The sequence below is a fragment of the Oceanobacillus sp. CF4.6 genome, from assembly GCF_051262635.1.
Taxonomy (GTDB): Bacteria; Bacillota; Bacilli; order Bacillales; family Amphibacillaceae; genus Oceanobacillus.
In genome coordinates, this window is sequence record NZ_JBIMEX010000003.1 from 218,889 (window position 1) to 244,300 (window position 25,412).

22 protein-coding genes and 1 riboswitch are annotated in these 25,412 nt (G+C 38.0%); of the genes, 8 read left to right on the forward strand and 14 right to left on the reverse strand.

Annotation, left to right across the window (positions count from 1 at the left end; all coding sequences use genetic code 11):
- Positions 1-559 precede the first annotated feature (559 nt).
- A riboswitch (SAM riboswitch) is annotated at positions 560-678 on the forward strand.
- 102 nt (positions 679-780) lie between these two features.
- The 3 genes from ACHABU_RS07915 to ACHABU_RS07925 all read left to right on the forward strand — a co-directional run bounded on the left by ACHABU_RS07915 (position 781) and on the right by ACHABU_RS07925 (position 4,327).
- Positions 781-2,502, forward strand: coding sequence for a PLP-dependent aspartate aminotransferase family protein (locus tag ACHABU_RS07915; protein ID WP_435764077.1), 1,722 nt, complete (start codon positions 781-783; stop codon positions 2,500-2,502).
- 272 nt (positions 2,503-2,774) lie between these two features.
- On the forward strand, positions 2,775-3,680 hold the full coding sequence (locus ACHABU_RS07920; protein ID WP_435764079.1) for an SGNH/GDSL hydrolase family protein: 906 nt from the start codon (positions 2,775-2,777) through the stop codon (positions 3,678-3,680).
- An 11-nt stretch (positions 3,681-3,691) separates the two neighbouring features.
- Entirely contained in the window at positions 3,692-4,327 is a 636-nt protein-coding gene (locus tag ACHABU_RS07925; protein WP_435764081.1) for a YpmS family protein, read from the forward strand.
- 43 nt (positions 4,328-4,370) lie between these two features.
- On the opposite strand, the gene ACHABU_RS07930 is transcribed toward ACHABU_RS07925, so the two are convergent.
- Entirely contained in the window at positions 4,371-5,351 is a 981-nt protein-coding gene (locus tag ACHABU_RS07930; protein WP_435764083.1) for a helix-turn-helix transcriptional regulator, read from the reverse strand.
- A 604-nt stretch (positions 5,352-5,955) separates the two neighbouring features.
- A complete protein-coding gene (locus ACHABU_RS07935; protein WP_435764085.1) occupies positions 5,956-6,567 on the reverse strand; it encodes a hypothetical protein in 612 nt (203 codons plus the stop codon).
- A 282-nt stretch (positions 6,568-6,849) separates the two neighbouring features.
- Between ACHABU_RS07935 and ACHABU_RS07940 the strand changes: the two genes are divergently transcribed.
- On the forward strand, positions 6,850-8,469 hold the full coding sequence (locus ACHABU_RS07940; protein ID WP_435764087.1) for an ABC-F family ATP-binding cassette domain-containing protein: 1,620 nt from the start codon (positions 6,850-6,852) through the stop codon (positions 8,467-8,469).
- Positions 8,470-8,718: 249 nt separating this feature from the next.
- Here the strand turns inward: ACHABU_RS07940 and ACHABU_RS07945 are convergent, their stop codons facing one another.
- Both ACHABU_RS07945 and ACHABU_RS07950 read right to left on the reverse strand, forming a co-directional pair.
- The gene (locus ACHABU_RS07945; RefSeq protein ID WP_435764089.1) at positions 8,719-9,657 is read right to left on the reverse strand and encodes an L-threonine 3-dehydrogenase; all 939 of its coding nucleotides are present in this window, start codon (positions 9,655-9,657) and stop codon (positions 8,719-8,721) included.
- A gap of 39 nt (positions 9,658-9,696) precedes the next feature.
- Positions 9,697-10,887, reverse strand: a complete 1,191-nt coding sequence (locus ACHABU_RS07950; protein ID WP_435764091.1) for a glycine C-acetyltransferase — start codon at positions 10,885-10,887, stop codon at positions 9,697-9,699.
- Between the two features lie 198 nt (positions 10,888-11,085).
- On the opposite strand from ACHABU_RS07950, the gene ACHABU_RS07955 reads away from it, so the two are divergent.
- Positions 11,086-11,217 carry a hypothetical protein gene (locus ACHABU_RS07955; RefSeq protein WP_435764093.1) on the forward strand — a complete coding sequence of 44 codons (132 nt, stop codon included), beginning with the start codon at positions 11,086-11,088 and terminating at the stop codon, positions 11,215-11,217.
- Between the two features lie 84 nt (positions 11,218-11,301).
- Here the strand turns inward: ACHABU_RS07955 and ACHABU_RS07960 are convergent, their stop codons facing one another.
- From ACHABU_RS07960 to ACHABU_RS07985, 6 genes are all read right to left on the reverse strand, one after another.
- Positions 11,302-12,096 (reverse strand): LysM peptidoglycan-binding domain-containing protein, encoded by a 795-nt coding sequence (locus tag ACHABU_RS07960; RefSeq protein ID WP_435764095.1) that lies wholly within the window; start codon positions 12,094-12,096, stop codon positions 11,302-11,304.
- Between the two features lie 244 nt (positions 12,097-12,340).
- Positions 12,341-13,270 (reverse strand): ABC transporter ATP-binding protein, encoded by a 930-nt coding sequence (locus tag ACHABU_RS07965; RefSeq protein WP_435764097.1) that lies wholly within the window; start codon positions 13,268-13,270, stop codon positions 12,341-12,343.
- Complete coding sequence (locus tag ACHABU_RS07970) at positions 13,270-14,313, reverse strand: ABC transporter ATP-binding protein (protein ID WP_435764099.1); 1,044 nt, start codon at positions 14,311-14,313, stop codon at positions 13,270-13,272. The genes ACHABU_RS07965 and ACHABU_RS07970 overlap by 1 nt, the downstream gene beginning before the upstream one ends.
- Before the next feature lie 17 nt (positions 14,314-14,330).
- A complete protein-coding gene (opp3C, locus tag ACHABU_RS07975) occupies positions 14,331-15,485 on the reverse strand; it encodes an oligopeptide ABC transporter permease (protein WP_435764101.1) in 1,155 nt (384 codons plus the stop codon).
- Position 15,486: 1 nt separating this feature from the next.
- Positions 15,487-16,416, reverse strand: coding sequence for an oligopeptide ABC transporter permease (gene opp3b / locus ACHABU_RS07980; RefSeq protein ID WP_435764103.1), 930 nt, complete (start codon positions 16,414-16,416; stop codon positions 15,487-15,489).
- 146 nt (positions 16,417-16,562) lie between these two features.
- Positions 16,563-18,230 carry a peptide ABC transporter substrate-binding protein gene (locus ACHABU_RS07985; protein WP_435764106.1) on the reverse strand — a complete coding sequence of 556 codons (1,668 nt, stop codon included), beginning with the start codon at positions 18,228-18,230 and terminating at the stop codon, positions 16,563-16,565.
- 315 nt (positions 18,231-18,545) lie between these two features.
- Between ACHABU_RS07985 and ACHABU_RS07990 the strand changes: the two genes are divergently transcribed.
- Complete coding sequence (locus ACHABU_RS07990) at positions 18,546-18,881, forward strand: DUF3899 domain-containing protein (RefSeq protein WP_435764205.1); 336 nt, start codon at positions 18,546-18,548, stop codon at positions 18,879-18,881.
- A 13-nt stretch (positions 18,882-18,894) separates the two neighbouring features.
- Here the strand turns inward: ACHABU_RS07990 and ACHABU_RS07995 are convergent, their stop codons facing one another.
- Both ACHABU_RS07995 and ACHABU_RS08000 read right to left on the reverse strand, forming a co-directional pair.
- The gene (locus ACHABU_RS07995) at positions 18,895-20,415 is read right to left on the reverse strand and encodes an MFS transporter (protein WP_435764109.1); all 1,521 of its coding nucleotides are present in this window, start codon (positions 20,413-20,415) and stop codon (positions 18,895-18,897) included.
- Between the two features lie 85 nt (positions 20,416-20,500).
- The gene (locus ACHABU_RS08000; protein WP_435764112.1) at positions 20,501-21,388 is read right to left on the reverse strand and encodes a DUF1002 domain-containing protein; all 888 of its coding nucleotides are present in this window, start codon (positions 21,386-21,388) and stop codon (positions 20,501-20,503) included.
- A 283-nt stretch (positions 21,389-21,671) separates the two neighbouring features.
- Between ACHABU_RS08000 and ACHABU_RS08005 the strand changes: the two genes are divergently transcribed.
- Both ACHABU_RS08005 and ACHABU_RS08010 read left to right on the forward strand, forming a co-directional pair.
- The gene (locus ACHABU_RS08005; protein ID WP_435764114.1) at positions 21,672-22,871 is read left to right on the forward strand and encodes an MFS transporter; all 1,200 of its coding nucleotides are present in this window, start codon (positions 21,672-21,674) and stop codon (positions 22,869-22,871) included.
- 587 nt (positions 22,872-23,458) lie between these two features.
- Positions 23,459-23,704, forward strand: coding sequence for a DUF1450 domain-containing protein (locus ACHABU_RS08010; RefSeq protein WP_435764117.1), 246 nt, complete (start codon positions 23,459-23,461; stop codon positions 23,702-23,704).
- 84 nt (positions 23,705-23,788) lie between these two features.
- On the opposite strand, the gene ACHABU_RS08015 is transcribed toward ACHABU_RS08010, so the two are convergent.
- Positions 23,789-24,958, reverse strand: a complete 1,170-nt coding sequence (locus tag ACHABU_RS08015) for an iron-containing alcohol dehydrogenase (RefSeq protein WP_435764120.1) — start codon at positions 24,956-24,958, stop codon at positions 23,789-23,791.
- A gap of 15 nt (positions 24,959-24,973) precedes the next feature.
- Positions 24,974-25,351, reverse strand: a complete 378-nt coding sequence (locus ACHABU_RS08020) for a RidA family protein (RefSeq protein ID WP_435764122.1) — start codon at positions 25,349-25,351, stop codon at positions 24,974-24,976.
- Positions 25,352-25,412 lie beyond the last annotated feature (61 nt).

Sequence of the window (25,412 nt, forward strand, 5' to 3'; positions counted from 1 at the left end):
AGTTGAAATAAAATGCGACTTAACTTTAGGTTATATTAACAGACATGCGCTATTGCTACCGTCCGAGATCGCTCTGGGCGGATGCTTTCCGCGGGCACGGCCTCAGCCTCCTCGCGGGAAAACCACCGCTGCGGGGTCTTCGGACACGTGCTTTTCCCGCAGGAGTCACCGCCCGCCGCTCACCCGGACTGGTGAAGCTGTTTTATGAGATTTTTATAGCAATCACTAATGCAGTTAATAGTTTGTAAACATCTAATCAGCTCTGGGAAATACACGGAGACTTCTGCGGGAGCAGAGGCATAGGTGAGACAACGCAGCGCTTTAGCGCAAGTTGGCTCACCAGCCGCCCGCGAAAAGCGCAGTGTATTTCCCAGAGCGGTAGCCGAAGAAACTTGCTTCCATTATTAGCTAAAGGTCTATCGCAAATGGCAGTTACTTCGTAGTTTATAGAAAATGCGATGGTAAAAAGGAATTAAGTGATTTAAATATTAATTTTTCAGAAACCTTATTGACAATTATTCGAATACATTATATAATCACATTAATTTAATAAAGCAATCTCTTATTGAGAGTGGTGGAGGGAATAGGCCCTGTGAAACCCGGCAACCATAGAGCAGACTTGTCTGTTGTTAAAGGTGCTAAATCCTACAGGTCATCGATTGATCTGGAAGATAAGAGGAGGACTGATTCGTACATACGCCCTCTTCTTAGGAAGAGGGCTTTTTGCTTATCCTCTTCCTCAAGATATGAAGAAAACGAATTAAATGGGAGGAATTACTTATGACAAAATTTCATGTTCAAAATTCAGAAACCGTATTACTTCACGGTGGCCAGCAGCCAGATCCAACAACAGGTTCACGGGCAGTTCCAATCTATCAAACTACTTCTTATGTATTCCGTGACACGGAACATGCACAAAATTTATTTGGTTTGGCTGAGTCGGGGAATATTTATTCAAGAATAATGAATCCGACAGTAGATGCATTTGAACAACGAGTAGCCCTACTCGAAGATGGCATAGGCGCTGTAGCAACTTCATCAGGAATGGCGGCAATTACGCTGGCAATCTTGAATATTGCAGGCTCTGGTGATGAAATTATCGCAGATAGTAATCTATATGGCGGTACATACAATCTATTTGCAACGACACTTCCACGTTACGGAATAAACGTCAAATTTGTTGATGGAACCAATCTAGATGAAATTGAAGCAGCAATAACTGATAAAACAAAAGCTGTTTTCGGAGAAATTATAACGAATCCAAGTCTTTATGTATTTGATGTAGAAAAGGTTGCAGATATTGCCCATGCACACGGCATTCCTTTAATTATTGATAATACCTTTGCCACACCATATATTACGAAACCAATTACGTGGGGCGCTGATATTGTTGTTCATTCTGCAACAAAATGGATTGGTGGACATGGGACAACGATTGGCGGCATTGTGGTAGACGGCGGAAGATTCAATTGGGATAGTGGACGTTTCCCAGGATTTACAGAGCCTGATGAGAGCTATAATGGATTAAAATATAAAGATCTTGGTCCAGCTGCTTTTATTACAAAATTACGTGTTCAATTATTACGTGATATTGGAGCTTGCCTAAGTCCACAAAATGCATTTCTACTTTTACAAGGTCTCGAAACGCTTCACTTGCGTATTGAAAGACATACAGAGAATGCACAAAAGGTTGCACAATATTTACAGGAACATCCTGCAGTGGAATGGATTAGTTTCCCTGGCCTGACAGAACATCCTTCTCATAAGCTTGCACAGAAATATTTCAAATTCGGCTATGGTTCCATTATAACTTTCGGTATTAAAGGTGGTCGTGATGCCGGCAGAAAGTTGATTGACAGTGTAAAGCTATGGTCACATGTTGCCAATGTTGGAGACGCAAAATCATTAATTATCCACCCTGCCTCAACAACACATCAACAGTTAAGTGCTGAGGAATTGAAAAAAAGCGGTGTAACGGAAGAGCTTGTTCGTCTATCCATTGGGCTCGAAGCTGTTGAGGACATACTTGCAGATTTGGATCAGGCAATCGGCAATGCAACGGGACAAACAGGTTTAACGAACGTGTCAGAGGATGATGAAGCAATTAAATGGCTCCTTTCATCACCATTTGACCGTAGTAACGGATTGCGTCAAAAGGTGATTGCAAGCATCGATATTGATCATGCTTCCAGAATCACTTTGGAAAAACAAGGATTCAAGGTTATCCAAATTGGAGAAGGTTCGGAGGAAGCGTATGAGAAATTAACAGCGTACCCCTCTCCCATTGATGCATTATGGGTAAACAGTAAGGAACTCCCTTCCACTATTATTGAGCAACTAATTAATAAAGAAGGGAAAATTATCTTTGCCGAGCATACAAACAATCAAGAAACATTAGAACATGCCCAAGCTGCGGGAATAATCGTGATTACAGGTAAAAATCCTGCAGAAGAAGCTTTGGCCATCCGTAGTAATTCATCGAGGGCGACAATAACCGTTTGATGAAGACTGGTTTACAAATCCATAACTTAGGGAATGTTCTTTAACACCATAACAAAAAATCGCCTTCTTCAATGAAGGTGATTTTTTTAGTTCAAAAGTTTAACTTTTTATTTTAATGATTACACTATCAAAGGGATGTTTATAAAGGTATTATTAGAGTTGGAAAACCGATCGAAAAATTTCATAGATTGGTATTTGCTTCCCTAGGGTATATGATTAGAATAGCATTCATTTACATAAGATATAACAGATAACTGCTTAGGTGTGATGACATGAAGAAAAAAAGTATATTTATTATTTTCGTATTCGTTATTGTTGGTACGGCCATTATTTATTTTATAAATCAATCAGATTCGAAAGTCTCTGAGCCTTTTATGAAATCCGAAGAAGCGGAAAAAGAGTCACAGTTGGAAGAACAGATAGCATCCGAAGAAGAAGAGGAAACGAATGAGGCTGAATCGGAAGAAACAGAACAACGGACATTTCCACAGATTATAGCTGAAACAGTACAAAGCACGGTGGACTTCTTTACAAACAAGGAGACTCATATTGTTGCTATCGGCGATTCCCTCACACAAGGTGTTGGTGACGAAACAGAACAAAACGGGTATGTGGGGATTTTGGATCGGACGATAAATGGCAAAAAGCAAATTGCTCAAATTGATAGCTTCGGAAAGCGTGGAAACCGGACAGATCACCTATTAATGCGTTTGGAAGATGATGAAATCGCGAGTTCTATTAAAGATTCTGATATCGTATTAATTACCATTGGTGCCAATGATATTATGCAAGTAGCTAAAGAAAACTTCACCAATCTGGTAATGGAGGATTTTGTTTTTGAACTGGATAATTATGAGAAAAGACTCCGTGAAATATTTGATGAAATTCGCAGATTAAACCCGGATACTAAAATATACCTGCTTGGGTTTTATAACCCATTCAAACAATATTTTCAGGATATAAAAGAACTGGATTTAATCGTCGAAACTTGGAACACTACCGGAAATAATGTTGTGAGCGACTATGAAAACACAACTTTTATACCTACCGAAGATTTATTTTCTGCTACAGATACAGAACCAGAGACAGCCCTATTTGCTGATGATAATTTCCATCCAAACTATGAAGGATATTATCGGATTGCCGAACGGGTGCTTGAATATATTACGATTAGATAAGGATGAACGCTATGAAAGAAAGAATACAGCGTTTGAAGATGAAGAATAAATGGAAAAAGCTTTTTTATAGCTTACTTGCCTTTAATATTTTTATCATTATACTGCTGCTTGCACTCATTTTCTGGCCTGTATCACAAAACGAAATACCAGTTACGGAAGAACAAATGGAACAGGATAGCTCTGAATTTGTTATACGGACATCGAAACAAAATCTGAACAGTCTAGTCAATGCCTATATTGAAAAGTTACTAGGAGATACAAGACATCATTACAGAATCTCCTTGGAAGATGATGTACATCTGATTGGTGAGCTTCCAGTATTTTCAACAACTGTTCCGCTATCCGTTCATTTTGAACCCTTGGTCCAGGAGAATGGCGACCTGATTTTAAAACAACGATCCATCTCGGTGGGGTTACTCGAGCTCCCGAATCAGAAAATCATGGAATATATGGATAAATATCTTCCTATGCCTGAATGGGTTACCGTTAATCCAAAAGAACAGGAAATATATGTTGCCGTTACAGATATGGATATTCAAAGTAACTTTCAAGTTGCCGTACAAACAATTGATTTAGAGGCCAACAATCTTGCCTTTAAATTAAAAATTCCTTATGAAACATTAGGGATCGAAATGCTAAGAGATTAAATGAAAAGAGCTGCATGAAAAAATGCAGCTCTTTCTCTGTAAACTATTCATATACTTCCATCATCTTTTGAATTTGACTTTTCATCCGTTCTTTCAGATGTTCAGGCTCAAGCACTTTTGCCTTATTCCCCCAAGTCAAAATCCAATTAATTAATCCAGCCGATAGCTTTGCCTTTGTTTTTAGAACAAAATAATTTTCATCGAGCTCTTTCATATCTGCTTCTTGTCCAAAACGATCGAGCACTACATTCACAAGATCTTTATGAAATCGAATTTTGATCCAAATTTCCTCTCCCGCAAACATATGGAAGCTTTGATTGACATAGTCTTGCAGATTAAAATTATTACGGACAAATTTAGTTTCACTTATTTCAATATGACGTATTCGATCAAGGCGATAATGTCGCATTTGATCATTTTGTTGAAAACGGCCAATCAGATAATAGTAATCATTTTGCCAAATTAACGCATAGGGTTCCACGAAGTATTTGTCACCATCTCTGTTGTATTCAAATTCTTTATGTATGTTGTATTTCCCATATTGATAGGTAAGTACCCTCTTCTCCGATATAGCTCTATGTACAAAATCAATATTGAGTTTTACCATCTCATAATCCATACTTGATGTTTGGCTAAATAGGATAGGTTCCGGCAATGTATTTGCTATTCGCTTGCTTGTTAGTTTTTTCACTTTATCAATCAGATTATTTTTTTCCTTTTCTGTAATAAAGCGTGCCGATAATATCGCATCGATAATTAATCGTAACTCGTATGTTTCAAACAGACGTGCCTGGTGACTATATAGAATCTTCCCAAACTTTCCTGTGTTGCGTACTATTTCAAAGTCTGTCTCATCCAATATTTCCAGGTCCCGTTTGATTGTCCGCTTGTCAAAACTCGTATCTGGCATCTCCAACTGCAATCTTTCAATCATTTCCTGAATTCCCAATTCATTCTGTTCATCGGTTTTTTCAAATAACAACTTTCTTAAATTTAATAACCGAAAATTACTTTCACGTTCCATAACCTCATCTCCTAATGGATAGCTTAACAGATTTACGCATCCTTAATAAAGACTCTTCCATAAGTCTTTTTGCTTTAAATCTTCTCAGTTGAGATAAAATGCGAACTAGGATAGGGAACTTCGGCGACCGCTATGGGAAATACACTGCGCTTTCCACGGGCGGCTGGCGAGCCCCTTCATGCTAACGCATTTCAGTGTCTCACCTATGCCTCTTCCCGTTGGAGTCTCCGTGTATTTCCCAGAGCTGGCTAGAAGGTTGCTAATAATTACTATACTTGTGTAGCTGATATAGCAACATACAGCTTTACCAGTCCGGGTGAGCGGCGGGCGGTGACTCCTGCGGGAACAGCACGTGTCCGAAGACCAGAAGAGTGGTTTTCTCTTCGGGGCTGAGGCCGTGCCCGCGGAAAGCATCCGCCCAGAGCGATCCCGGACGGCGGTAAAAGCACAGGTCTCCTCAAAATAAATCCAAAGTTACTACGCATTTTACAGACTTTATGAAATTATAATATTTCTTTTCAGTAGGATGAGTTGTGTGCAGTGCCTTTTTTCTAGAAAATAGCTTAATAAATGGAAAAAGAACCATTTACAGAGTATATGGTTCTTACTTTATGACCAAGCGCTTAAATCGATTAGATAATAGAAAAATAAATGATTGCTTTGGCAAGGTCTCTTCGATAAGAATTTCTCGTTGGTCTTGATAGTCTTCAAGTACTCCTTGATATACCAATTGCATACCAGGGTAATTGCGAATATCTGTAGGTGTAATAAAACAGGCTGGCTTTTCAAACTTAAACTTATCCAGATCTCTTAAAACAGTCGCAACGAATTGGGAACAAAACAGGGCAGATTTACGATTAATTTCAATATCCAGCATTACACCAAACAATCCAATAAAATTATATTTATAGTATTCTTTCCTTGTTTCAATCTCTTTAATATTTTCAATAACAGCGGAATAATCTTCGTCCGAAACTGGAAAACTGTATATTTCACAGGTTGCCTTTTTTAGAAACTCACTTTCAATATTTTCTTTTATAAACCCTCCGATAAACGGGTTTCTTGGTTGCTTTCTTCCAAAACTGTATAATTCATTGAGTTGTGCATCAAAACCGATGGATACATGGTTCAGTGACTTCTTTGTATAATAATTGATTGCTTTCGATAAATAGCTTCCCGTATCCGTAAAAAGGAAATAAATCATCTTTCCACCCATTTACGTTCCCCCTTTCCAAAGGTAGGGCGATCCTTTTATTCCTCTTTTAAACAATAGCCTTTTGTACTACTATTACAAAAAATCAGGAAATATACAAGGATTTTTTTAAACACTTTATAAAATAACTTCCTATTTATATAGCATATGAAACTTTTAAGTAATTGGAAACTGTGAATACCTATGGATATATCTAAAACATTTAACCACGATATCTTGCAATCTTACGCTAAATAACGTAAGCTTACGATGATTACTATTTATTTATTGGAGGAAAAACCAAGAATGATAACTGTTAATAATGTAAGTTTACGATATGGCGATAAAAAATTGTTTGAGGATGTAAATCTTAAATTTACACCTGGAAACTGCTACGGGGTTATTGGTGCAAATGGTGCAGGAAAATCAACTTTCCTGAAAGTATTATCTGGTGATGTTGAACCGCAATCAGGCAACGTTTCGATGTCTCCTGGCGAGCGTCTCACTGTTTTGAAGCAGGACCATTATGCTTTTGAAGATCATGATGTCATTGACACTGTATTAATCGGTCATGAGAAATTATATAAAGTAAAACAGGAAAAAGATGCCATCTATATGAAAGCTGATTTTTCTGAGGAAGACGGCATGCGTGCAGCAGAACTTGAAGGCGAATTTGCTGAAATGAATGGTTGGGAAGCAGAATCTGATGCAGCTGTATTACTGAAAGGTCTTGGAATGGAAGAGTCACTTCATAGCATGAAAATGGCCGAACTTCCCGCTGACCAGAAAGTAAAAGTTTTGCTTGCTCAAGCTTTGTTCGGCAGCCCGGATATCCTACTTCTTGATGAGCCGACAAACGGACTTGATATTCAGGCCATTCAATGGTTGGAAGAATTCCTGATTAACTTTAAAAATACAGTTATTGTTGTCTCGCATGATAGACACTTTCTGAATAAAGTGTGTACACATATTGGCGATGTTGACTTTGGTAAAATCCAAGTTTATATCGGGAACTACGATTTCTGGTATGAATCAAGTCAACTTGCAACACAAATGGCACAAGATGCAAACAAGAAGAAGGAAGAAAAGATTAAAGAACTACAAGCTTTCGTTGCAAGGTTTAGTGCAAATGCATCTAAATCAAAACAGGCTACTTCTCGCAAAAAAATGCTTGAAAATATTTCATTGGATGACATTAAACCGTCTTCTCGTAAATATCCATATATCGCATTCACACCTGAACGAGAGATTGGGAATGATTTACTGCGGGTCGAAGGGTTAACGAAAACGATTGGAGATGTGAAAGTTCTCGATAATGTCAACTTTATCGTGAATAAGGATGATAAAATTGCATTCGTTGGTAAAGATGATGTCGCTAAAACAACTTTATTGAAGATTTTAGCTGGCGAAATCGAGCCTGATGCGGGAACATATAGATGGGGAGTTACAACGTCACAGTCCTATCTTCCAAAAGATAACGCGAAATACTTCGAAAACGGAGAACTTACATTAGTCGACTGGCTTCGTCAATATTCTCCAGAGGATGAGACAGAAACATTTTTACGTGGATTCTTAGGAAGAATGCTATTCTCTGGCGAAGAAGCCATGAAAAAAGCGAATGTATTATCCGGGGGAGAAAAAGTACGTTGTATGCTATCTAAAATGATGCTATCCCACTCCAATGTACTTTTGCTTGATGAGCCAACAAACCATTTGGATTTGGAATCGATTCAATCATTAAACAATGGATTAATTAAATTTAAAGGATCTATTCTGTTCACATCACATGACCATCAGTTTATTAACAGTATTGCAAACCGCCTAATTGAAATTACACCAGCTGGCATTGTTGATAAAGAAATGAGCTATGATGAATATGTTTCAGACCGCAAGTTACAAAAACAAATAAAAGAAATGTATGCTTAATATAGAATCGGTTGCGACCGAATAGAGAAAACCGACTAACCCTGCTCACGATGCAGACGTAGTCGGTTTTTCTTTTCATTTCTGAAATGATAGCCAGATAAATAGGGTCTGCTATTCTTGCTTACTTATCAGCGATTTTAATGGGTTTATCAGCGGACTCTCGGGTTTATCGGCGAATTTTTTGTTTTATCGGCGTTTTTCCAATTTTATAAGCGACTTAGCAATTTTTAACGGCGAATGCCTCCCCCACTATTTTTCCCTAATCTTATCCAGCATGTCTCCTGTCATACGATCAATATCATATTCTGCCTTAAATCCCCATTCATTCTTTGCTGCTTGTGAGTCTATCGAATTCGGCCAGCTTTCCGCAATTTTTTGTCTGATTGGATCTACATTATAGGAAAGTTTAAAATTAGGTATTTGCTTTTGAATTGCATTTGCAAAATCTTCCGGTTCAGCTGACATTGCAGAGATATTAAATGCATTGCGATGTTTCAGCCTTTCTGGATCCGCTTCCATAAGTTGGATGATTGCATTCAATGCATCCGGCATATACATCATATCCATATAGGTTCCTCTTGCAATATAGGAAGTGTAAGCATTATTTTTTACTGCTTCATAATAGATTTCGACAGCATAATCGGTTGTTCCCCCACCTGGTGGCGCGACATAGGAAATCAATCCAGGGAAACGCAATCCACGAGTGTCCACACCAAAGCGGTTATAATAATAATCACATAACAGCTCCCCAGCTACTTTATTGATGCCGTACATCGTTGTCGGACGCTGCAATGTATCCTGTGGTGTTTGGTCCCTTGGTGTAGTCGGACCAAATGCACCAATTGAACTCGGTGTAAAAAATTTTAAATCAAGTTCTCTGGCTGTTTCCAATGCATAAATCAGGCCACCCATATTAATGTCCCATGCTACTTTTGGGAATGCTTCCGCCTTTGCAGATAAAAGGGCAGCAAGGTGCATCATTGTATCTACCTTATACTTTTTCGCAACTTCAACTAATTGGTTTGCTTTGGTAACATCGACGACTTCAAATGGACCTTTATCTTCTATTCCATCTACGCTCCGTATATCCGTACCGATTACATTATCAAGTCCATACGTTTCACGCAATTTCTCCGTCAGTTCTGAACCAATTTGGCCAAGAGCACCCGTCACTAAAATTTTTTTCATTTTATAAATCCCCCACGGAACCGATTCTCTTCAATCCAGTTAGATGAAGCCCATTTCTTTACCGACTTTTTCATAGATGTCTATTGCTTCATCAAGCATTTCCTTTGTGTGTGCAGCAGTTGGCATATTACGAACCCGACCTGTTCCACGCGGAACCGTTGGGAAAACAATGGCCTTCGCATATACACCCACCTGAAGAAGCCGTTTACTGAATTCCTGGGCATTTTTTTCATCACCAATAATACATGGCGTAATTGGTGTTTCACTATTACCTATATTAAAGCCTAATTTTTTTAGACCATCTTTAAGATAATTTCCATTTTTCCATAGCTTTTCATTTAACTCCGTACTTTCCATTAATAGCTCCATTGCTCGTGTACTTGCCATTGCATCTGCTGGAGAAACTGCTGTAGAAAATAGAAATGGACGCGAACGAACTTTCAGCCAATCGATGAGATTTTGCTTACCAGCTATATATCCGCCAACAACGCCGATTGCTTTTGACAAGGTACCCATTTGAAAGTCCACTTTATCCTGGAGTCCAAACTGTTTAACAGTCCCTGCACCTTTGCCTGTAACACCAGATCCATGTGCATCGTCCACATACGTAATCAAGTCAAGTTCCTCAGCAATTTCAACGATTTCCGGAAGTTTTGCGATATCTCCATCCATCGAAAATACACCATCAGTAATTACCATGATTTTATTGTAACGCCCCGAATCAACCGCTTCTTTTGCTTTTTGACGTAAATTATTCATATTCGAATGCTCAAACGGAATAATTTTCGCCTTTGATAAGCGGCATCCATCAATAATTGATGCATGATTGAATGCATCTGATAGAATGGCATCGTTTTCATCCATTACCGCCGAAATAGCAGCCATATTACAATTAAACCCTGATTGATACGAGATAGCCGCTTCCGTCCCTTTAAATTTGGCGATTGTCTCCTCCAAATGGATATGGAGGTCAAGCGTACCGTTTATCGTACGAACTGCTCCAGCACCGACACCGTGAGAATCGACAGCTTTTTTTGCCAGTTTTTTCAATCGTTCATCGGTAGCGAAGCCGAGATAATTATTGGATGAAAGATTGATAAGTTCTTTCCCCTCTACTTTAATAACCGGGCCGTTTGCACCTTGAACGGTATCAATTTCATTGTAAAGGCCTCTGTCTTTCAAATCGGCAATATTGATATTTAAAAAACTGTTCAACGTATTACTGCTCATATGTTAAATCCTCCTTACGTAAGTAGGCTCTGTTTATCATAAATTTACCATAAACAGTTCCGTGTTATGACTTTAACTCCTCAGAATAGAATAAAACTTTTAATACTATTTATATATTTAATGTATTTCCCTATGGTGATTTGTATGCGTATCTACTATACTAATCATATAGATATTAAATGCTGGAGGAAATGCTAAATGAGAAAGGTTTTGCTTGCTTTATTTGCAACGATTATTGTCGTAATTGGCTTTGCTGGATATAATGATTTAACTGACACACCAAACGAAGTGATTGAGAAGAAAGATTATTCTACTGAAATTAAACTATAAATACTTTATATATGTTTAAAATTCACACAAAAAGGAAAGCACCTAATATAAGTGCTTTCCTTTTCTTATTACTGACAATAATTATTATTTTACAATTGTTACGTCAACTGTTTGAACACCCCATGCAAAAGCTTCATCTTTTGTTGGGACATGTAAATCGATTTTATTTCCTTGAATAGCGCTACCGATATCAGCCGCAGTTGCATAGCCATAACCATCAACATATACTTCTGAACCTAATGGGATTACATTAGGGTCTACAGCGATAACTTTGGCATTTGGGTTTTCATTTAGATCGACACCAGTATACGTAACCCCAGAACAGCCATCACATTTTGCAGTATATGCTGTTGCTGACACTGAAATGGTTTTTCCTTCAGCAGTTTGTTCTGATGTGTTATCTACTTTTTCAGATTTAACTTCTACCGTATTTTCTGTACCTTGTTTGCTAGATTTCTCTTCTTTTTTTACAGGTGCTTCTTCAGCTACTGCTTCTGTTTCAGCTGGCTTTGTATCTTCCTGATCTATGTTAACACCTTTAATATATAAATCTTGATCGATTACGATTAAATCCGTTTTTAAGTCATTCCACTCTCTTAACTCATCTACAGATATATCATAATCTTTACCTATACTGATTAATGTATCACCACGGTTTACTGAATATGTGTCGTTAATAAACAATAATTCTTTCGGGTGGATTACAGTAGATTTAAGATCATTTATATTTATCAACTCTTCAACAGTTGTGTTGTATTCATTCGCTATCTTCCAAAGACTCTCTCCGTTTTGTACCTGATGTTCTTCCGCTGAAACAGATGCTGCAGCTGTGCCAGTAATAATTATACCTGCAGCAATTGCTGCTAATAGTTTTTTCATCTGATGTTACCTCCTTGAATTTCTGACATTCTCTATACTATCACACGAAATACCGGAATACAGTTACAGGCGGTTTAAGAGTCTATTACAAGAATTACTAAATAGCGAGTTTATATTACAAATTCTATAGTCTTGTAATATAAACTCGCTTTATGTTGCATATTCTTGGGTTTATGTCACATTACTAGACTAGTTATATATAAAAACGCCTGCTATCAAATGACAGCAAGCGTTTTTTATTAGATTACGTTAATTCATTTTTATATTCCTCTAATTCCTTTGTGGTACAACGAACCCAGTGTCTTGGTTTAACTTCTCTTAATTCAGGTGCTTCACTTGAATCATGTGCTGAAGGGTCATATTCAACACGTGTTCTGGAACGTTCATACCTTGGGTCTGGCAGTGGAATAGCAGATAATAATGATTTTGTGTATGGATGTATTGGGTTTTTGTATAATTCATCACTGTCAGCCAGTTCTACCATATTCCCCATATACATAACACCGATTCGATCACTTATATACTTAACCATTGAAAGATCATGGGCAATAAACAAATAGGTTAACCCTTTATCTCTTTGTAACTTTTTAAGTAGATTTACAACTTGCGCTTGGATGGATACATCAAGAGCGGATATCGGTTCATCTGCAATGATGAGTTCGGGTTTTACAGCCAAGGCACGGGCAATGCCTATACGTTGTCTTTGTCCACCACTAAACTCATGTGGAAAGCGGGTTGCATGTTCTTTCGTTAAACCTACTTCCTCCAGAAGCTCTTCCACTCTTTCTTTTCTCTCATCTTCATTTTTAGCGAGATTATGGACATCTATTCCTTCTGCAATAATATCCATAACAGTCATCCTCGGATTAAGAGAAGAAGACGGGTCTTGAAAGATCATTTGCATTTTCCGGTTAAATTTAAGAAGATCTTTTTTCGACTTTTTCCCATGAACATCTTCATCATTAAATTTAACTTGTCCATTTGTCGCTTCATATAAACGGATAATGGTTCTGCCTGTAGTTGATTTCCCGCATCCGGATTCGCCAACTAATCCAAATGTTTCCCCTTTATATACATCGAAGGTGATACCATCAACAGCTTTGTTAACATGATTACGTCCTACTTTAAAATGTTTTTTTAAGTCAATTACTTCTAATAATTTCTCCTGCTCCATTACGCATCACCGCCTGCACTAGAAAATCCTTGCATTCTGCGTTTCACTGCTTCAGGAGGTTCGATCTTTGGAGCATCCTCATGCAATAACCATGTTGCAGCATAATGTGTATCAGATACTTTAAACATCGGAGGTTCCATCACAGTGTCAATCTCCATTGCAAACTTATTCCTTGGAGCAAACGCATCTCCCTTAGGGGGATTCAGCATATTAGGGGGACTTCCAGGTATTGCGAATAAATCTTCTCCATCGTTTTCCAACGTAGGCATTGATCCTAGGAGGCCCCATGTATATGGATGCTTTGCATTGTAAAAAATATCATCTGTCGTTCCTATTTCCACAATCTTCCCAGCATACATAACCGCTACCCTATCTGCAACATTTGCAACAACGCCAAGATCATGTGTAATGAAAATAATCGCACTTTCTGTTTGTTTCTGAATATCTTTCATTAACTCAAGAATTTGTGCTTGGATCGTAACATCAAGCGCAGTTGTCGGTTCGTCCGCGATTAGAATTTTCGGATTACATGCCAATGCGATTGCCACAACAACACGCTGACGCATTCCTCCAGAGAATTGATGCGGATATTGACTCATTTTAGATTCGGCTTTAGGAATGCCTACTAATTCCAGAAGTTCCAATGCCTTTTTCTTAGCATTAGAGCGGTTCATACCCTGATGTTTAACTAGACCTTCCATAATCTGATTTCCGATTTTCATTGTGGGATTAAGGGCAGACATTGGGTCCTGAAATACCATGGAAATATCTTTCCCCCGTATTTTTTGCATAGCTGAACGAGATTTAGTAACTATATCTTCACCTTCAAAAAGAATTTGACCAGATTTTACATAACCATGTGGTTTTGGAAGAAGTTGCATTAATGACAAGGATGTCACGGACTTTCCTGATCCTGACTCCCCAACAATTGCTAATGTTTCGCCTTTGTTTAAGTCAAAGTTCACACCTCGAACAGCTTGTACTTCACCGTTGTAGGTGTTAAATGATACATTTAGATCTTTGACTTCCAATAATTTACTCATTTAGTAACACCCACCTTTTATTTGTGCATTTTAGGGTCAAATGCATCTCTTAATCCATCAGCTATTAAGTTAAATGCAATCATAATTACAGAAATTAAAACTGCCGGGAATACTAATAGATATGGATAGAGTCTAAGATTATCAAACCCTGTATTAATTAATGTACCGAGTGAAGCATCTGGTGGAACTAGACCTAGGCCGATAAAGCTTAGAAATGCTTCAAAGAAAATCGCACTAGGAATCGTAAACATCGTGTTAATTATAATAATACCGCTAATGTTCGGTAATAAGTGTCTGGTAATTATTTTTCCATTTGATGTACCTAAGGTTTGAGCAGCCAAAACAAATTCTTGGTTTTTCAGTTTCAGTACTTCTCCCCTTACAATTCGGGCCATACCTATCCAACCCGTTATGGAAAGGGCTATGATAATGGACAAAATGCCCGGCTGTAGTACTAGAATCATCAGGAGTATAACTACCAGGTTCGGTATACCGACCAGTACTTCCAATATTCGTTGCATGACATTATCTACTTTTCCACCATAATAAGCAGATATACCACCATAGGCAACACCGACAACAAGATCAATTGCAGCGGCAACTAACGCGATAATTAAAGAGACTCTTGTTCCGAGCCATAGTCTTGTCCATTGATCACGACCGAGTGTATCCGTTCCAAACCAATAATATTGATCAGACATATCTTTTGCATCGTAAACATGATAAGTAGCTTCTACTTCAGCAGAATTTTTACTGCCATCCCCTTCCGTTTTTACTTCTATGTCAATAAAATCTTCCTGGTTATCATAACGTGCAATTGCATTCTCTGCAGCGTGTTCTGCTGTGTCTCCCCTATACTCACCCGTGAGAGTTCCATCAAAACCTAACCATTGTATGTTTTCTAATACTGGGATATGTGGTGGCATTTTTGCTCTAGATAGGTCTTGATCATCCAGTTCATATTCATTCATGCCTGGACCGATAATACTCATAATGACAATGCCAATCAAGATTAGCGAACATAAAATTGCCAGCTTATTCTTAAAGAAGGTTCTCCTTGCATCTTGCATAAATGTTCTGCTTGGACCCGATAATTTCTCACTCGTATCTTCTTTACGTTTTAGAGGGACAAGCAAATCCTTTGGTATATTGTTTTTGTTATCTTTTTCCATACTAATTCTCTCCCCCTGTAAGCCTAATTCTAGGGTCGATTAATACATATAGGAGGTCAATAACTAAAATTATCACAACAAACAAAAATGCAAACATTAGTGTTGTTCCCATAATCGTAGGGTAATCATTAACCATAACTGAATTTACAAATTGCTCCCCTATTCCAGGTACAGCAAAAATTTCCTCAATAACCAGTGTACCAGTCATCAAACTAACTGCCATTGGACCAATTACAGTTACTAAAGGAATCAATGCATTACGTAAACCATGCTTGAATATAATCCCGTATTCACTTAATCCTTTAGCGCGTGCAGTAGTTATATAATTAGATCCCATTACTTCTATCATTTCTGTTCTAGTAAAACGAGCTGCTGTTGCCATTGGGAAAATCATCAAGGCTATTGTAGGTAATACCGTATGTTCAAATGTCCCCCATAACGCGACTGGGAATAGCTCTAACTCTACTGCTAAATACCATTGCAGCAAACCTGCTAGTACAAATGAAGGAATGGATGTACCTAATACAGCAAGTATGGTAGAGGAGTAGTCCAAGAATCCATTGTGAGATATTGCGGCGATTAATCCTAGGAAGATACCTAAAAATGTTCCTATTAATAATGCTTGAGCACCTAATTGTGCAGAAGGACCAATTCTATCCATTAGAATTTTAGTAACAGGTGTATTATCAAAGGCAAATGATACACCTAAGTCCCCTTGCACAAGATTACCAATATACCTAACATATTGTACTGGAACCGGATCATTTAGTCCGTACTTTTCCAAGACGATTATTTTTTGCTCTTCACTTAGCTTGTCTTCAGCATTTAAAGGGCTACCAGGCAGCATTTTCATCAGAAAGAATGATACAGTAGCGATAATGAATAGTGTTATTGCCATATAAAAAATTCGACGTGAAATATAGCGAACCATTTCTGCACCTCCTAAAGAGTATTTTATTGATGTTTTTAAAATGTTCATTATTATAAGTTTTTTTAATCAAAAGGGAATAAGAGAGTACATACCACCATATGGTTATATACTCTCTTATTCTTTAATTGCTAGCACTATTTAGTTTGTTATTCTGCTGAGCCGACGCTTGCCCATTTGTACTCATAATCAGCACCGAATGGGTTAACAAAGACGCCTTCTACTTTTGGAGAAATTAATTGAGCCTTCGCTCTTTGATAGATTGGAGCGATAGCTGCATCTTCAAATAGTATTTTTTCAGCTTCTAAGAAGTTTTCATATCGTGCAACATTATCCGTTGCAAGTTCTGTTGTTGCCTCTTCAAGTAATGCATCATATTCATTGTTAGAATATCCCATCTTGTTATTTCCACCATCTGTTATCCATAGACTTAAGAAAGTATATGGGTCAAGATAGTCAGGTCCCCAACCAGCGGTCTGAAGATCATATTCCATGCTCGTATCTAAATCAAGACGTTGTTCAAATGGTACTTGTTTTAATGTAATAGATAAACCTGGTAGATTTGTTTCTAATTGATTAGCAAGGTATTCATCCATTACTTTAGCTGATTCCGTATCGCCACCAAGTAATTCCAGTTCAACTGTATCTGTATCAAGTTCTTCTAAGCCAGCTTCCCAAGCTTCTAGAGCTGCTTCTTTATCATATGTTACAAGGTCTCCACTTACTTCACGAAAATCGTCACCAGATTCTGGCATCGGAGTAAAGTCAGCTGGAACAAGACCGTTAGCAACAATCGAACCGTTGTTAAGAATCACATCAACAGCAGATTGCTTGTCAAATGCTTGGCTAATCGCAGTACGAATGTTCGTGTTTCCAAGTGCTTCATTTCTTGTTTGATTCATTTTTAAGTAAAATACTGATGTTTCTGGTGTAACTTCATAATCCTCATGTGTAGCATATTGATCTACAAGATCTGCTGAGATGTCTGCACGGTCAACTGTGCCTGCCTCATACAAATCGACTTGAGTTTGTGCATCTTTTACTACTTCATACGTCATTTTGTCTAATTGAACAGTTTCTACATCCCAGTAATCCTCGTTTTTAACAAGATCCCATGAGCTGCTTGTACTTTCCCAGTTTTCTAATTTAAAGGGGCCGTTTGATAACAAGGTATCAGTGCTAGTTGCGAACTCTTCCCCTTGTTCTTCCACAAATTTTTGGTTAAGTGGCATGAACGTTCCGAAAGTTGTTAACGATTCAAAATATGGTGTTGGATTTTCTAATTCAACAACCAATGTATAATCATCTTCTGCCGTTACACCGAGTTCTTCAACAGGAACTTCTCCTGCATTTACAGCAGTAGCATTTTGAATAACTCCACCCATCATATATGGGCCATACTCTGATCCAGTATCGGGATTAACAGCACGCTGCCATGCATAAACAAAGTCATGTGCAGTTACAGGGTCACCATTTGACCAAACTGCATCTTCGCGTAAGTTAAATGTCCAAGTAAGACCATCATCACTTACTGTATGGTCGATTGCAATACCTTCAGCAGGTTCTGCATTTTCATCTAAACGGTAAAGACCTTCCATCGTTGTTCCGATAAACTGGAATCCAAATTCATCAGTTACCATTGATGGATCCATCGATGGAATAGCGGCTTTGTTAGTAAAGTTAAGTATATTTTCTCCTTCAGTTTCTTCAGTCGCTTCTTCTTCTTCTACTGTTTCTTCATCTCCACCAGAACACGCAACTAGAAATACACTTAGCAATAAACCAAGTGCAACTAACAATGACAATTTAAATTTCATTGTTAAAAGACCTCCCTTGTTTTCTATTATTCTAAGCTATATCTAGCATATTGCCAATTGGAATCTACTATAAATTATACAATTAATCTGACTAGTCTGTAAAGCATTTTTTAATTAAATTGTAAACTTAATCTAATATCAGGTTTAGTAAATCGCTTCAAACAGCTACTTTAGACCCGTTATTAACTTCAAAAAAACTTTACAAATATTTTACATCGGACCTTAGTAAAAAATTATGATATAATTTTTAGTACTACATTTTAAAGGTGACTACGAATGATAATGAATCTATTAAAAAATAAATGGTTTTTATTCATGTTCAACATTCTATTGATTGGGGTATTATTTTTTTTATTTACCACCACTTATGATCTGGCAAATTATATTAACATTGTTTTTTATGTATGCTTTTTCTATGTTTTATCCGTTTTACTAGTATATACAATTAAAGGTGGATTTTACGATGGGATTACATTTGGTTTCAGACGGTTTCGAGGCATGATGTCTAAAAGGGATTATATGGATGAATGGAAAAGTAAACCACTCCCATCAAAAAACGTAAACACAGGCATTTACGCAATACTTAAATTTCAAAGTATATGTCTGATTTTATTTCTCGTCCTTCTACTTCTTATTTACTACACCATTTAAAAAGCCTTTCAAATTAGATAGGCTTTTTAAACTTGTTCAGATAGATACCAAAAACCATCACAAAAATGGATAGAACAGCGGCTGTTATAAACATACTCGAAAAACCTGTGTTAATTACACTCGTTGCTGTATCAAAAATATCTATATGAAGTTCAGGGTCTGCAATGGAATCGACACTGGTAATTAAACCACCATAATTATCTGATTCTACTAATGTGTGTCCGAATTTTTGTTGAATAACCGGTTCAATTTTTGTAAAAGCTCCTGTCATAAAACCGGCGTACACAATCGGGAATAAGATCAGCCCTATTTGTCTTACTAATGATAACGTTCCTAACGCCATTCCTTTCTCCCCATTATGTGCACTCTCTCCTGCCAACATATTCAGCGGGGCACCAAGCAATATCCCCAACCCTACACCAGCTAGAATACTTGCCAATACAAAGGAGAAAAAACCCGCTACCCAAAAGGCAAATAAAAGAAATCCAAAGAGTCCGAGTGCACCCGAGAGCGTTATTGCATTTGACGCTCCGTACTTATCTGTCAGTACACCTCCAAGTCCTGCTCCAATTCCGGAAGCTATAGCTAAAGGAGTTAGCCAATAGCCTGCATGTTCTACTGGGACTTGTAACACTTGTTGAACAAAAGCAGGAATAAATATGATACCTGCCAAAAACCCACCAGAGATCAACCCTAATATTAACGTAACCTTAAACAAACGATTATTCAGTAACGAAAAAGCAATAATCGGGTCTCCGCCTTTCTGTTCAAGGTGACGTTCGTGGAAAATAAATAAAACAAATAATACAATCCCAATGATTAAGAGTACCAATACCTGAGGTCTGAAAATACTTATTATGACAGATCCACTATCAAATTGGGTAATTCCATACATAAATGTTAGAATTCCAACTGTTAAAAGTACACTTCCTTTGAAATCCAACGGTTTTGCAGTTCCAGCCTTTGTTTCTTCCATTTTCATGAGGCCAAATATAATCAGGAACGCAGCTATTGGGAGGTTGATAAGAAACATCCAATGCCAGGATCCGGTTAAACTTAAAATAACAGCCCCAAGGTTAGGTCCGATAACTGCTGACAATCCATGCATTCCTCCTAACATTCCTAAGGCTTTCCCTTGTTTTTCCTTTGGAAGAGTAGATAAGATATGGGAACTCGCTATAATGAAAATTCCGCCTCCACCAATCGCCTGTAACAGTCTCGCCAATAAAAGAAATATGAAGTTCGGACTTAATGCAACGAGCAAGGAACCAATTCCAAATAAAAGTATTTCCACTATAAATAATCGTTTCCTGCCAAATCGATCCGATAATTTACCAACAATTGGTACACTAATCGCTATTCCTAGAGTGTATATTGTAATACTCCATGTTCCCCAAGATGGAGAAACCTCAAAGGAGTCATTGATCGTGGTTAATGCAGTACTGATAATTCCATTATCCAAACCCGCCATAAACACGCCTATCGTAAATAGCGTCATCGTCCATTTTTGTGATGCCTTGTTTTGATCCACCATCATCAGCTCCAAGCGTTAGGCATAACAAAAGGACCCGAAGTGTAATGGAGTCCTTTTGTTGCATGTAAATTTATTGTAGCACGCGTTAGTTAAACAATCCTTTGAGAAGATTACTTAAAGATTGGAATATTTCACTGAAGAAATTAGCAACCTTTTCCCAGAATCCCGCATCAAGCCCTAGTTCATCTGCTTTATCAGCAATTGTATTGGCGATATCCTCCAACTGGCTTTTTACTGCACCAAAATCAATGTCCAGATTGCGCATTTTATCAAATAGGTCAATCAGCATTTGTCGGTCTTCCTCACTTAAGCTAATTTCAAGTTTATCCAATTGCTCACTGACGATTTGCTCCACATCTTCCTTTGTAGCCGGGTTTTGATCAGCAATCATTTGTTTAATTTCACTTAATAATGTACTAACCTCTTCCTGAGAAACATCTTCATTTTCAGCCAGGTCTGTTGCCACATTTAACTCTTCATTGGCAATTTCCATTCGTTCCTTGTCCAGTTCTTCGCCTTCTTCATTGTAGGCTTTGTAAATACCTGTTAAGGCGGAATGACCACTCACTTGGACTGGGGAAACAACATCAACGGTAGCATTTCCTGCTCCAGCAGTCAGCAATGCATTCTCATACATGGCACCGGTAACTTCGGTAATGTTTTCTGGTGTGACTATATTTACTGTTAGTCCAGCACCTTCATTTTCCAAAATAATCCTTGCGGAGGAGTACATGTTGGAATTTGGATTTCCATTGATAAAATCTGCGTAATCCTGACCCGTTACATCATATTCGACAACAGGGTCCGAATCGGATATATCTAGAAGTTCACGAACCTCCGTACGTTGCTTATCTGTTAGCTTTTCCCCATATATAAGTATTGTGTTTGATGTTGCTGCTGCAGGTGTAGTAAATCCAAAGGCAAGTGCAAAGACGATCAGACATAACCCAATTGCTTTTAATGTATATTTCATGGTTTCAATTTCCCCTTTTCAATCATCGTTAATTTATATGCTTAAATAAAACCAAATAATAATATTTTGCTCCTCTATTATAACGTTTTCGAATTCATAATAACATGTTTTCCTTTATTTTTATTTTTGAACAGTAATTGTTTTCTAAATAAATTCAAATGAAGCTAATAACTTCAAATATATTTCGTGTTCCTGTATATTTAGGGTAACGAAATATATTTTCAGAAAGAAGGTCTTTGGAATCAAAGATACAAACAAAGCAGTAAACCGTAATTTAGCTATCATGTGGTTTGCTAACTTCTTTGTTAGCGGAAGTATGACAATGGTTATTCCATTCATATCCTTATATATTGAATCCATGGGGAACTTTTCCGACTCCTATGTCCAAATATGGTCAGGATTAACTTTTGCAGTGACTTTCATCGCTGCGTTTATTTTTTCTCCGATATGGGGAAGAATTGGTGATAAATATGGCAGAAAAAATATTTTGATTATATCTGCATTTGGTATTGGAATATCTGTTTTTTTAATGGGGTTTGCCACAACGGTATGGCAACTTTTTTTATTACGTCTCCTAATGGGTATCGTGACAGGATTTATTCCGATGTCACAGGCATTCATTTCAACACAGACGCCAAAAGAAGTCGCGGGCAAGGTACTCGGTACACTTCAAACAGGCAGTATCACTGGTGCTTTAATGGGCCCAATGCTTGGTGGGGCGCTAGCAGATGCATTTGGATATACAAGCACATTTAAATGGGTATCCATTACAATCTTTATTTCCGGACTGCTTGTCATGTACGGTGTTAAAGAAGTAAAACTAAAATTATCCGATGATAAAAATGATTATAAATCATATAGCAGTAAAGAAGTACTTCAACATATTATTCAGAGACCCGTTCTCCTTGTTGTCATGTTATTATCTACACTGGTGCAGATTGCCCATTTCAGCATCCAGCCTATCCTTTCATTATTTGTTGAAGATATTCACGGCCCGGTAAATATTGCCTTTTTCTCTGGGATGGCTTTCTCTGCTGCCGGCTTAGGGAATCTTATGATGTCACGAAGATGGGGAAAATTGGGTGATCAAATTGGATATATCAAAATATTGATTGTTCTGCTATTCTTCGCAGGGATTGTTTATTTACCTGGTGCTTTTGTGACTAACATCTGGCAACTTATTGTTCTAAGGTTCCTGCTCGGGGTTTCCATTGGTGGGATTGTTCCATTAAGAATAGCCTATATTCGACAGGAAGCTCCTTTGTCCATGCAGGGAGAAGTACTTGGTTACAATACGAGTCTTCGCTTCCTCGGTAATATAATCGGACCAGCCCTTGGAGGATTGGTTGCAGCTTCATGGGGATTTTCCTCTGTGTTCTTTATAACAAGTATGCTACTTGTATTAAGTGGCGTTATCATGCTTTACGTCTGGTATAAATATGAATATTCACCAAAGCATTCACAATCCTTTTCATCACGATAAACGGGAAAGCAACTCCGCCCACCGTTTTTATAGAGGGCTATATTCGTAATGTTTGTTGCTTTTTGATCATTGCAGAGTTGAGATAAAATGCGAACTAACTACTAGCTGATATCCAAAACCTTGTGCTTCTATCGCCGTCCGGGATCGCTCTGGGCGGATGCTTTCCGCGGGCACGGCCCGCCGCTCACCCGGACTGGTAAGGCTGTGTGACGATATTTTAGCTACCCCCGTTAATGTAGTAATCGTCAGCAACCTTCTAACCAGCATTGGGAAATATACGAAGACTCCAGCGGGAGGAAAGGCATAGGTGAGACACTGAAATGCGTCAGCATGAAGGGGCTCACCAGCCGCCCGTGAACCGCAAGTATATTTCCCAGAGCTGTCGCCGAAGTAACTATCCTAGCTCGCAGTTTATAGATTTTATGAAATAACAATAAATTTTTATCTTTTAGAAAACACCTATATAAAAAAGGGCCTGATAAAACCCTTTTCCTGTGATTTAATACGGAATGATTGATTTGTATCAGCAAATATGCTAAAACTAACAGAGTTATATTAAAACCTCTTAAAGAAAGAAAGTGATAGCAATGGGTATAGTCGTTGTAGAAATCTGTGACGGTAATGCAATCACTACATTAGATATAGAAAGTATCATCGAAGCAGAGTTTCCCGAAGTGGCGGTATTAATGAATGAATGTTTATCGTTTTGCGGCCTATGTGCGTTACGACCTTATGCACTCGTTAATAATAAACGTGTCTCTGGTAAAACCCCAGAAGAGTGTCTGGGGAAAATTAGAGAACAAATAAAAAAAGAACTTGCTGTATATAGATAAAACAGCCAGTTCTTTTTTTTATATTTTTCGACAGTATTTCCCAGGAAATAAGGAGATACTGTCGATATCCGTTCTGATTGCTATTTATAAACTTGCTTTAAATATTTCAACTGAATCCTGTTTGTTGAGTCTCTTATAAACACCGAATTCCGGTCTTGCTATAACTGTTTTTTCTGCCATAACATCTACAGAACTTTCATCGATATTATAATCAGCCAATGTCGACGGTGCACCTATACTACTCCAGAAATCGCTTAGTCTGTCAATTCCCTCAAGACCAACTTCCTTGTCGGATTTACCTGTAGCATCCACTCCGAATACTCGAATGGCAAGTTGTTTAAATCGTGGTGCATTTTCTTCATCCAATACATGTTTCATCCAATTCGGAAACAAAATTGCTAATCCTCCACCATGCGGAATATCATGTACGGCGGATACTGCATGTTCCAGATTATGTGTCGCCCAATCACCCTGATATCCCATGTTTAGCATATTATTCAGTGCTAATGTTCCACCAAGCATGACTGTTGACCTGTAATCATAATTGTCTGGTTGCCCTAGAAGTTTTGGAGCCGTTTCGATAATCGTTAATAATATTCCCTCACACCAGCGGTCTTGAATAGCTGTATTCGGTGTTTGATGAAAATAATGTTCCAATACATGGGACATCATATCCACGATACCATATATGGTCTGGTCACGTGGTACAGAAAATGTATGAACAGGGTCTAGGATAGAGAACCTAGGAAATGAAAAAGGTGATCCCCAACCATGTTTTTCATTTGTTTCCCAATTTGTAATAACCGAGCCTGCATTCATTTCTGAGCCAGTAGCTGCAAGAGTTAATACTGTACCAAACGGCAATGCTGATTCAGCCTTTACTTTCTTGGTAACGACATCCCACATATCCGCCTCGGTTGTAGCACCAACTGCTATTGCCTTTGTACAGTCAATCGTGCTTCCACCGCCAACTGCCAACAGGAATTCAATTGCTTCATTTTTACAAATTTCCACACCTTTACGGACGGTTGTAATACGCGGATTGGGTTCGACACCCGACAATTCGAAAACTTCCGCTCCAATCTTACCTAATTCATTGATCACATTATCGTAAACGCCATTACGTTTAATACTGCCACCACCATAAACGATAAGTACTCGCTTGCCATATGGCTTTATTTCATCAGACAGTTTATCGAGCTGCCCTTTACCAAAAATTAATTTAGTCGGATTTTGATATACAAAATTTTCCATGATAATTACCTCCTGCTATTTGGTATATGCTATAACATCCATTTCAATTAAAACATCTTTAGGTAAACGGCTCACTTCAACCGTCGCTCTGGCAGGATATGGTTCTGTTAGAAAACGACCATAAATCTCATTGACTTCCGCAAAATTTTCCATCGAGGATAAGTAAATGGTAAACTTAACAACTTGATTAAAGTCAGTATTTGCTTCATCCAAAATTGCATTTAAATTTTCCAATACTTGTTTCGTTTGATTTGCAATTCCATCAACGACTTCGCCTGATTGAGGGTTGATTGGTATCTGTCCGGAAACATATAAAAAGTCCCCCGCCTGAATTGCTTGTGAATATGGACCAATTGCCGCTGGTGCTTTTTCTGTCTGAATTGCTTTTACCATTTGAATTCCTCCCATTAAGGTTATTATTGTCTAGTAGTTTCGCTAAAGCGTACCCACTTTG

Coding starts and splice junctions, on each gene's coding strand:
- ACHABU_RS07915 (WP_435764077.1), top strand. CDS start 781: ATGACAAAATTTCATGTTCAAAATTCAGAAACCGTATTACTTCACGGT.
- ACHABU_RS07920 (WP_435764079.1), top strand. CDS start 2,775: ATGAAGAAAAAAAGTATATTTATTATTTTCGTATTCGTTATTGTTGGT.
- ACHABU_RS07925 (WP_435764081.1), top strand. CDS start 3,692: ATGAAAGAAAGAATACAGCGTTTGAAGATGAAGAATAAATGGAAAAAG.
- ACHABU_RS07930 (WP_435764083.1), bottom strand. CDS start 5,351: ATGGAACGTGAAAGTAATTTTCGGTTATTAAATTTAAGAAAGTTGTTA.
- ACHABU_RS07935 (WP_435764085.1), bottom strand. CDS start 6,567: ATGGGTGGAAAGATGATTTATTTCCTTTTTACGGATACGGGAAGCTAT.
- ACHABU_RS07940 (WP_435764087.1), top strand. CDS start 6,850: ATGATAACTGTTAATAATGTAAGTTTACGATATGGCGATAAAAAATTG.
- ACHABU_RS07945 (WP_435764089.1), bottom strand. CDS start 9,657: ATGAAAAAAATTTTAGTGACGGGTGCTCTTGGCCAAATTGGTTCAGAA.
- ACHABU_RS07950 (WP_435764091.1), bottom strand. CDS start 10,887: ATGAGCAGTAATACGTTGAACAGTTTTTTAAATATCAATATTGCCGAT.
- ACHABU_RS07955 (WP_435764093.1), top strand. CDS start 11,086: ATGAGAAAGGTTTTGCTTGCTTTATTTGCAACGATTATTGTCGTAATT.
- ACHABU_RS07960 (WP_435764095.1), bottom strand. CDS start 12,096: ATGAAAAAACTATTAGCAGCAATTGCTGCAGGTATAATTATTACTGGC.
- ACHABU_RS07965 (WP_435764097.1), bottom strand. CDS start 13,270: ATGGAGCAGGAGAAATTATTAGAAGTAATTGACTTAAAAAAACATTTT.
- ACHABU_RS07970 (WP_435764099.1), bottom strand. CDS start 14,313: ATGAGTAAATTATTGGAAGTCAAAGATCTAAATGTATCATTTAACACC.
- opp3C (WP_435764101.1), bottom strand. CDS start 15,485: ATGGAAAAAGATAACAAAAACAATATACCAAAGGATTTGCTTGTCCCT.
- opp3b (WP_435764103.1), bottom strand. CDS start 16,416: ATGGTTCGCTATATTTCACGTCGAATTTTTTATATGGCAATAACACTA.
- ACHABU_RS07985 (WP_435764106.1), bottom strand. CDS start 18,230: ATGAAATTTAAATTGTCATTGTTAGTTGCACTTGGTTTATTGCTAAGT.
- ACHABU_RS07990 (WP_435764205.1), top strand. CDS start 18,546: ATGTTCAACATTCTATTGATTGGGGTATTATTTTTTTTATTTACCACC.
- ACHABU_RS07995 (WP_435764109.1), bottom strand. CDS start 20,415: ATGGTGGATCAAAACAAGGCATCACAAAAATGGACGATGACGCTATTT.
- ACHABU_RS08000 (WP_435764112.1), bottom strand. CDS start 21,388: ATGAAATATACATTAAAAGCAATTGGGTTATGTCTGATCGTCTTTGCA.
- ACHABU_RS08005 (WP_435764114.1), top strand. CDS start 21,672: ATGTGGTTTGCTAACTTCTTTGTTAGCGGAAGTATGACAATGGTTATT.
- ACHABU_RS08010 (WP_435764117.1), top strand. CDS start 23,459: ATGGGTATAGTCGTTGTAGAAATCTGTGACGGTAATGCAATCACTACA.
- ACHABU_RS08015 (WP_435764120.1), bottom strand. CDS start 24,958: ATGGAAAATTTTGTATATCAAAATCCGACTAAATTAATTTTTGGTAAA.
- ACHABU_RS08020 (WP_435764122.1), bottom strand. CDS start 25,351: ATGGTAAAAGCAATTCAGACAGAAAAAGCACCAGCGGCAATTGGTCCA.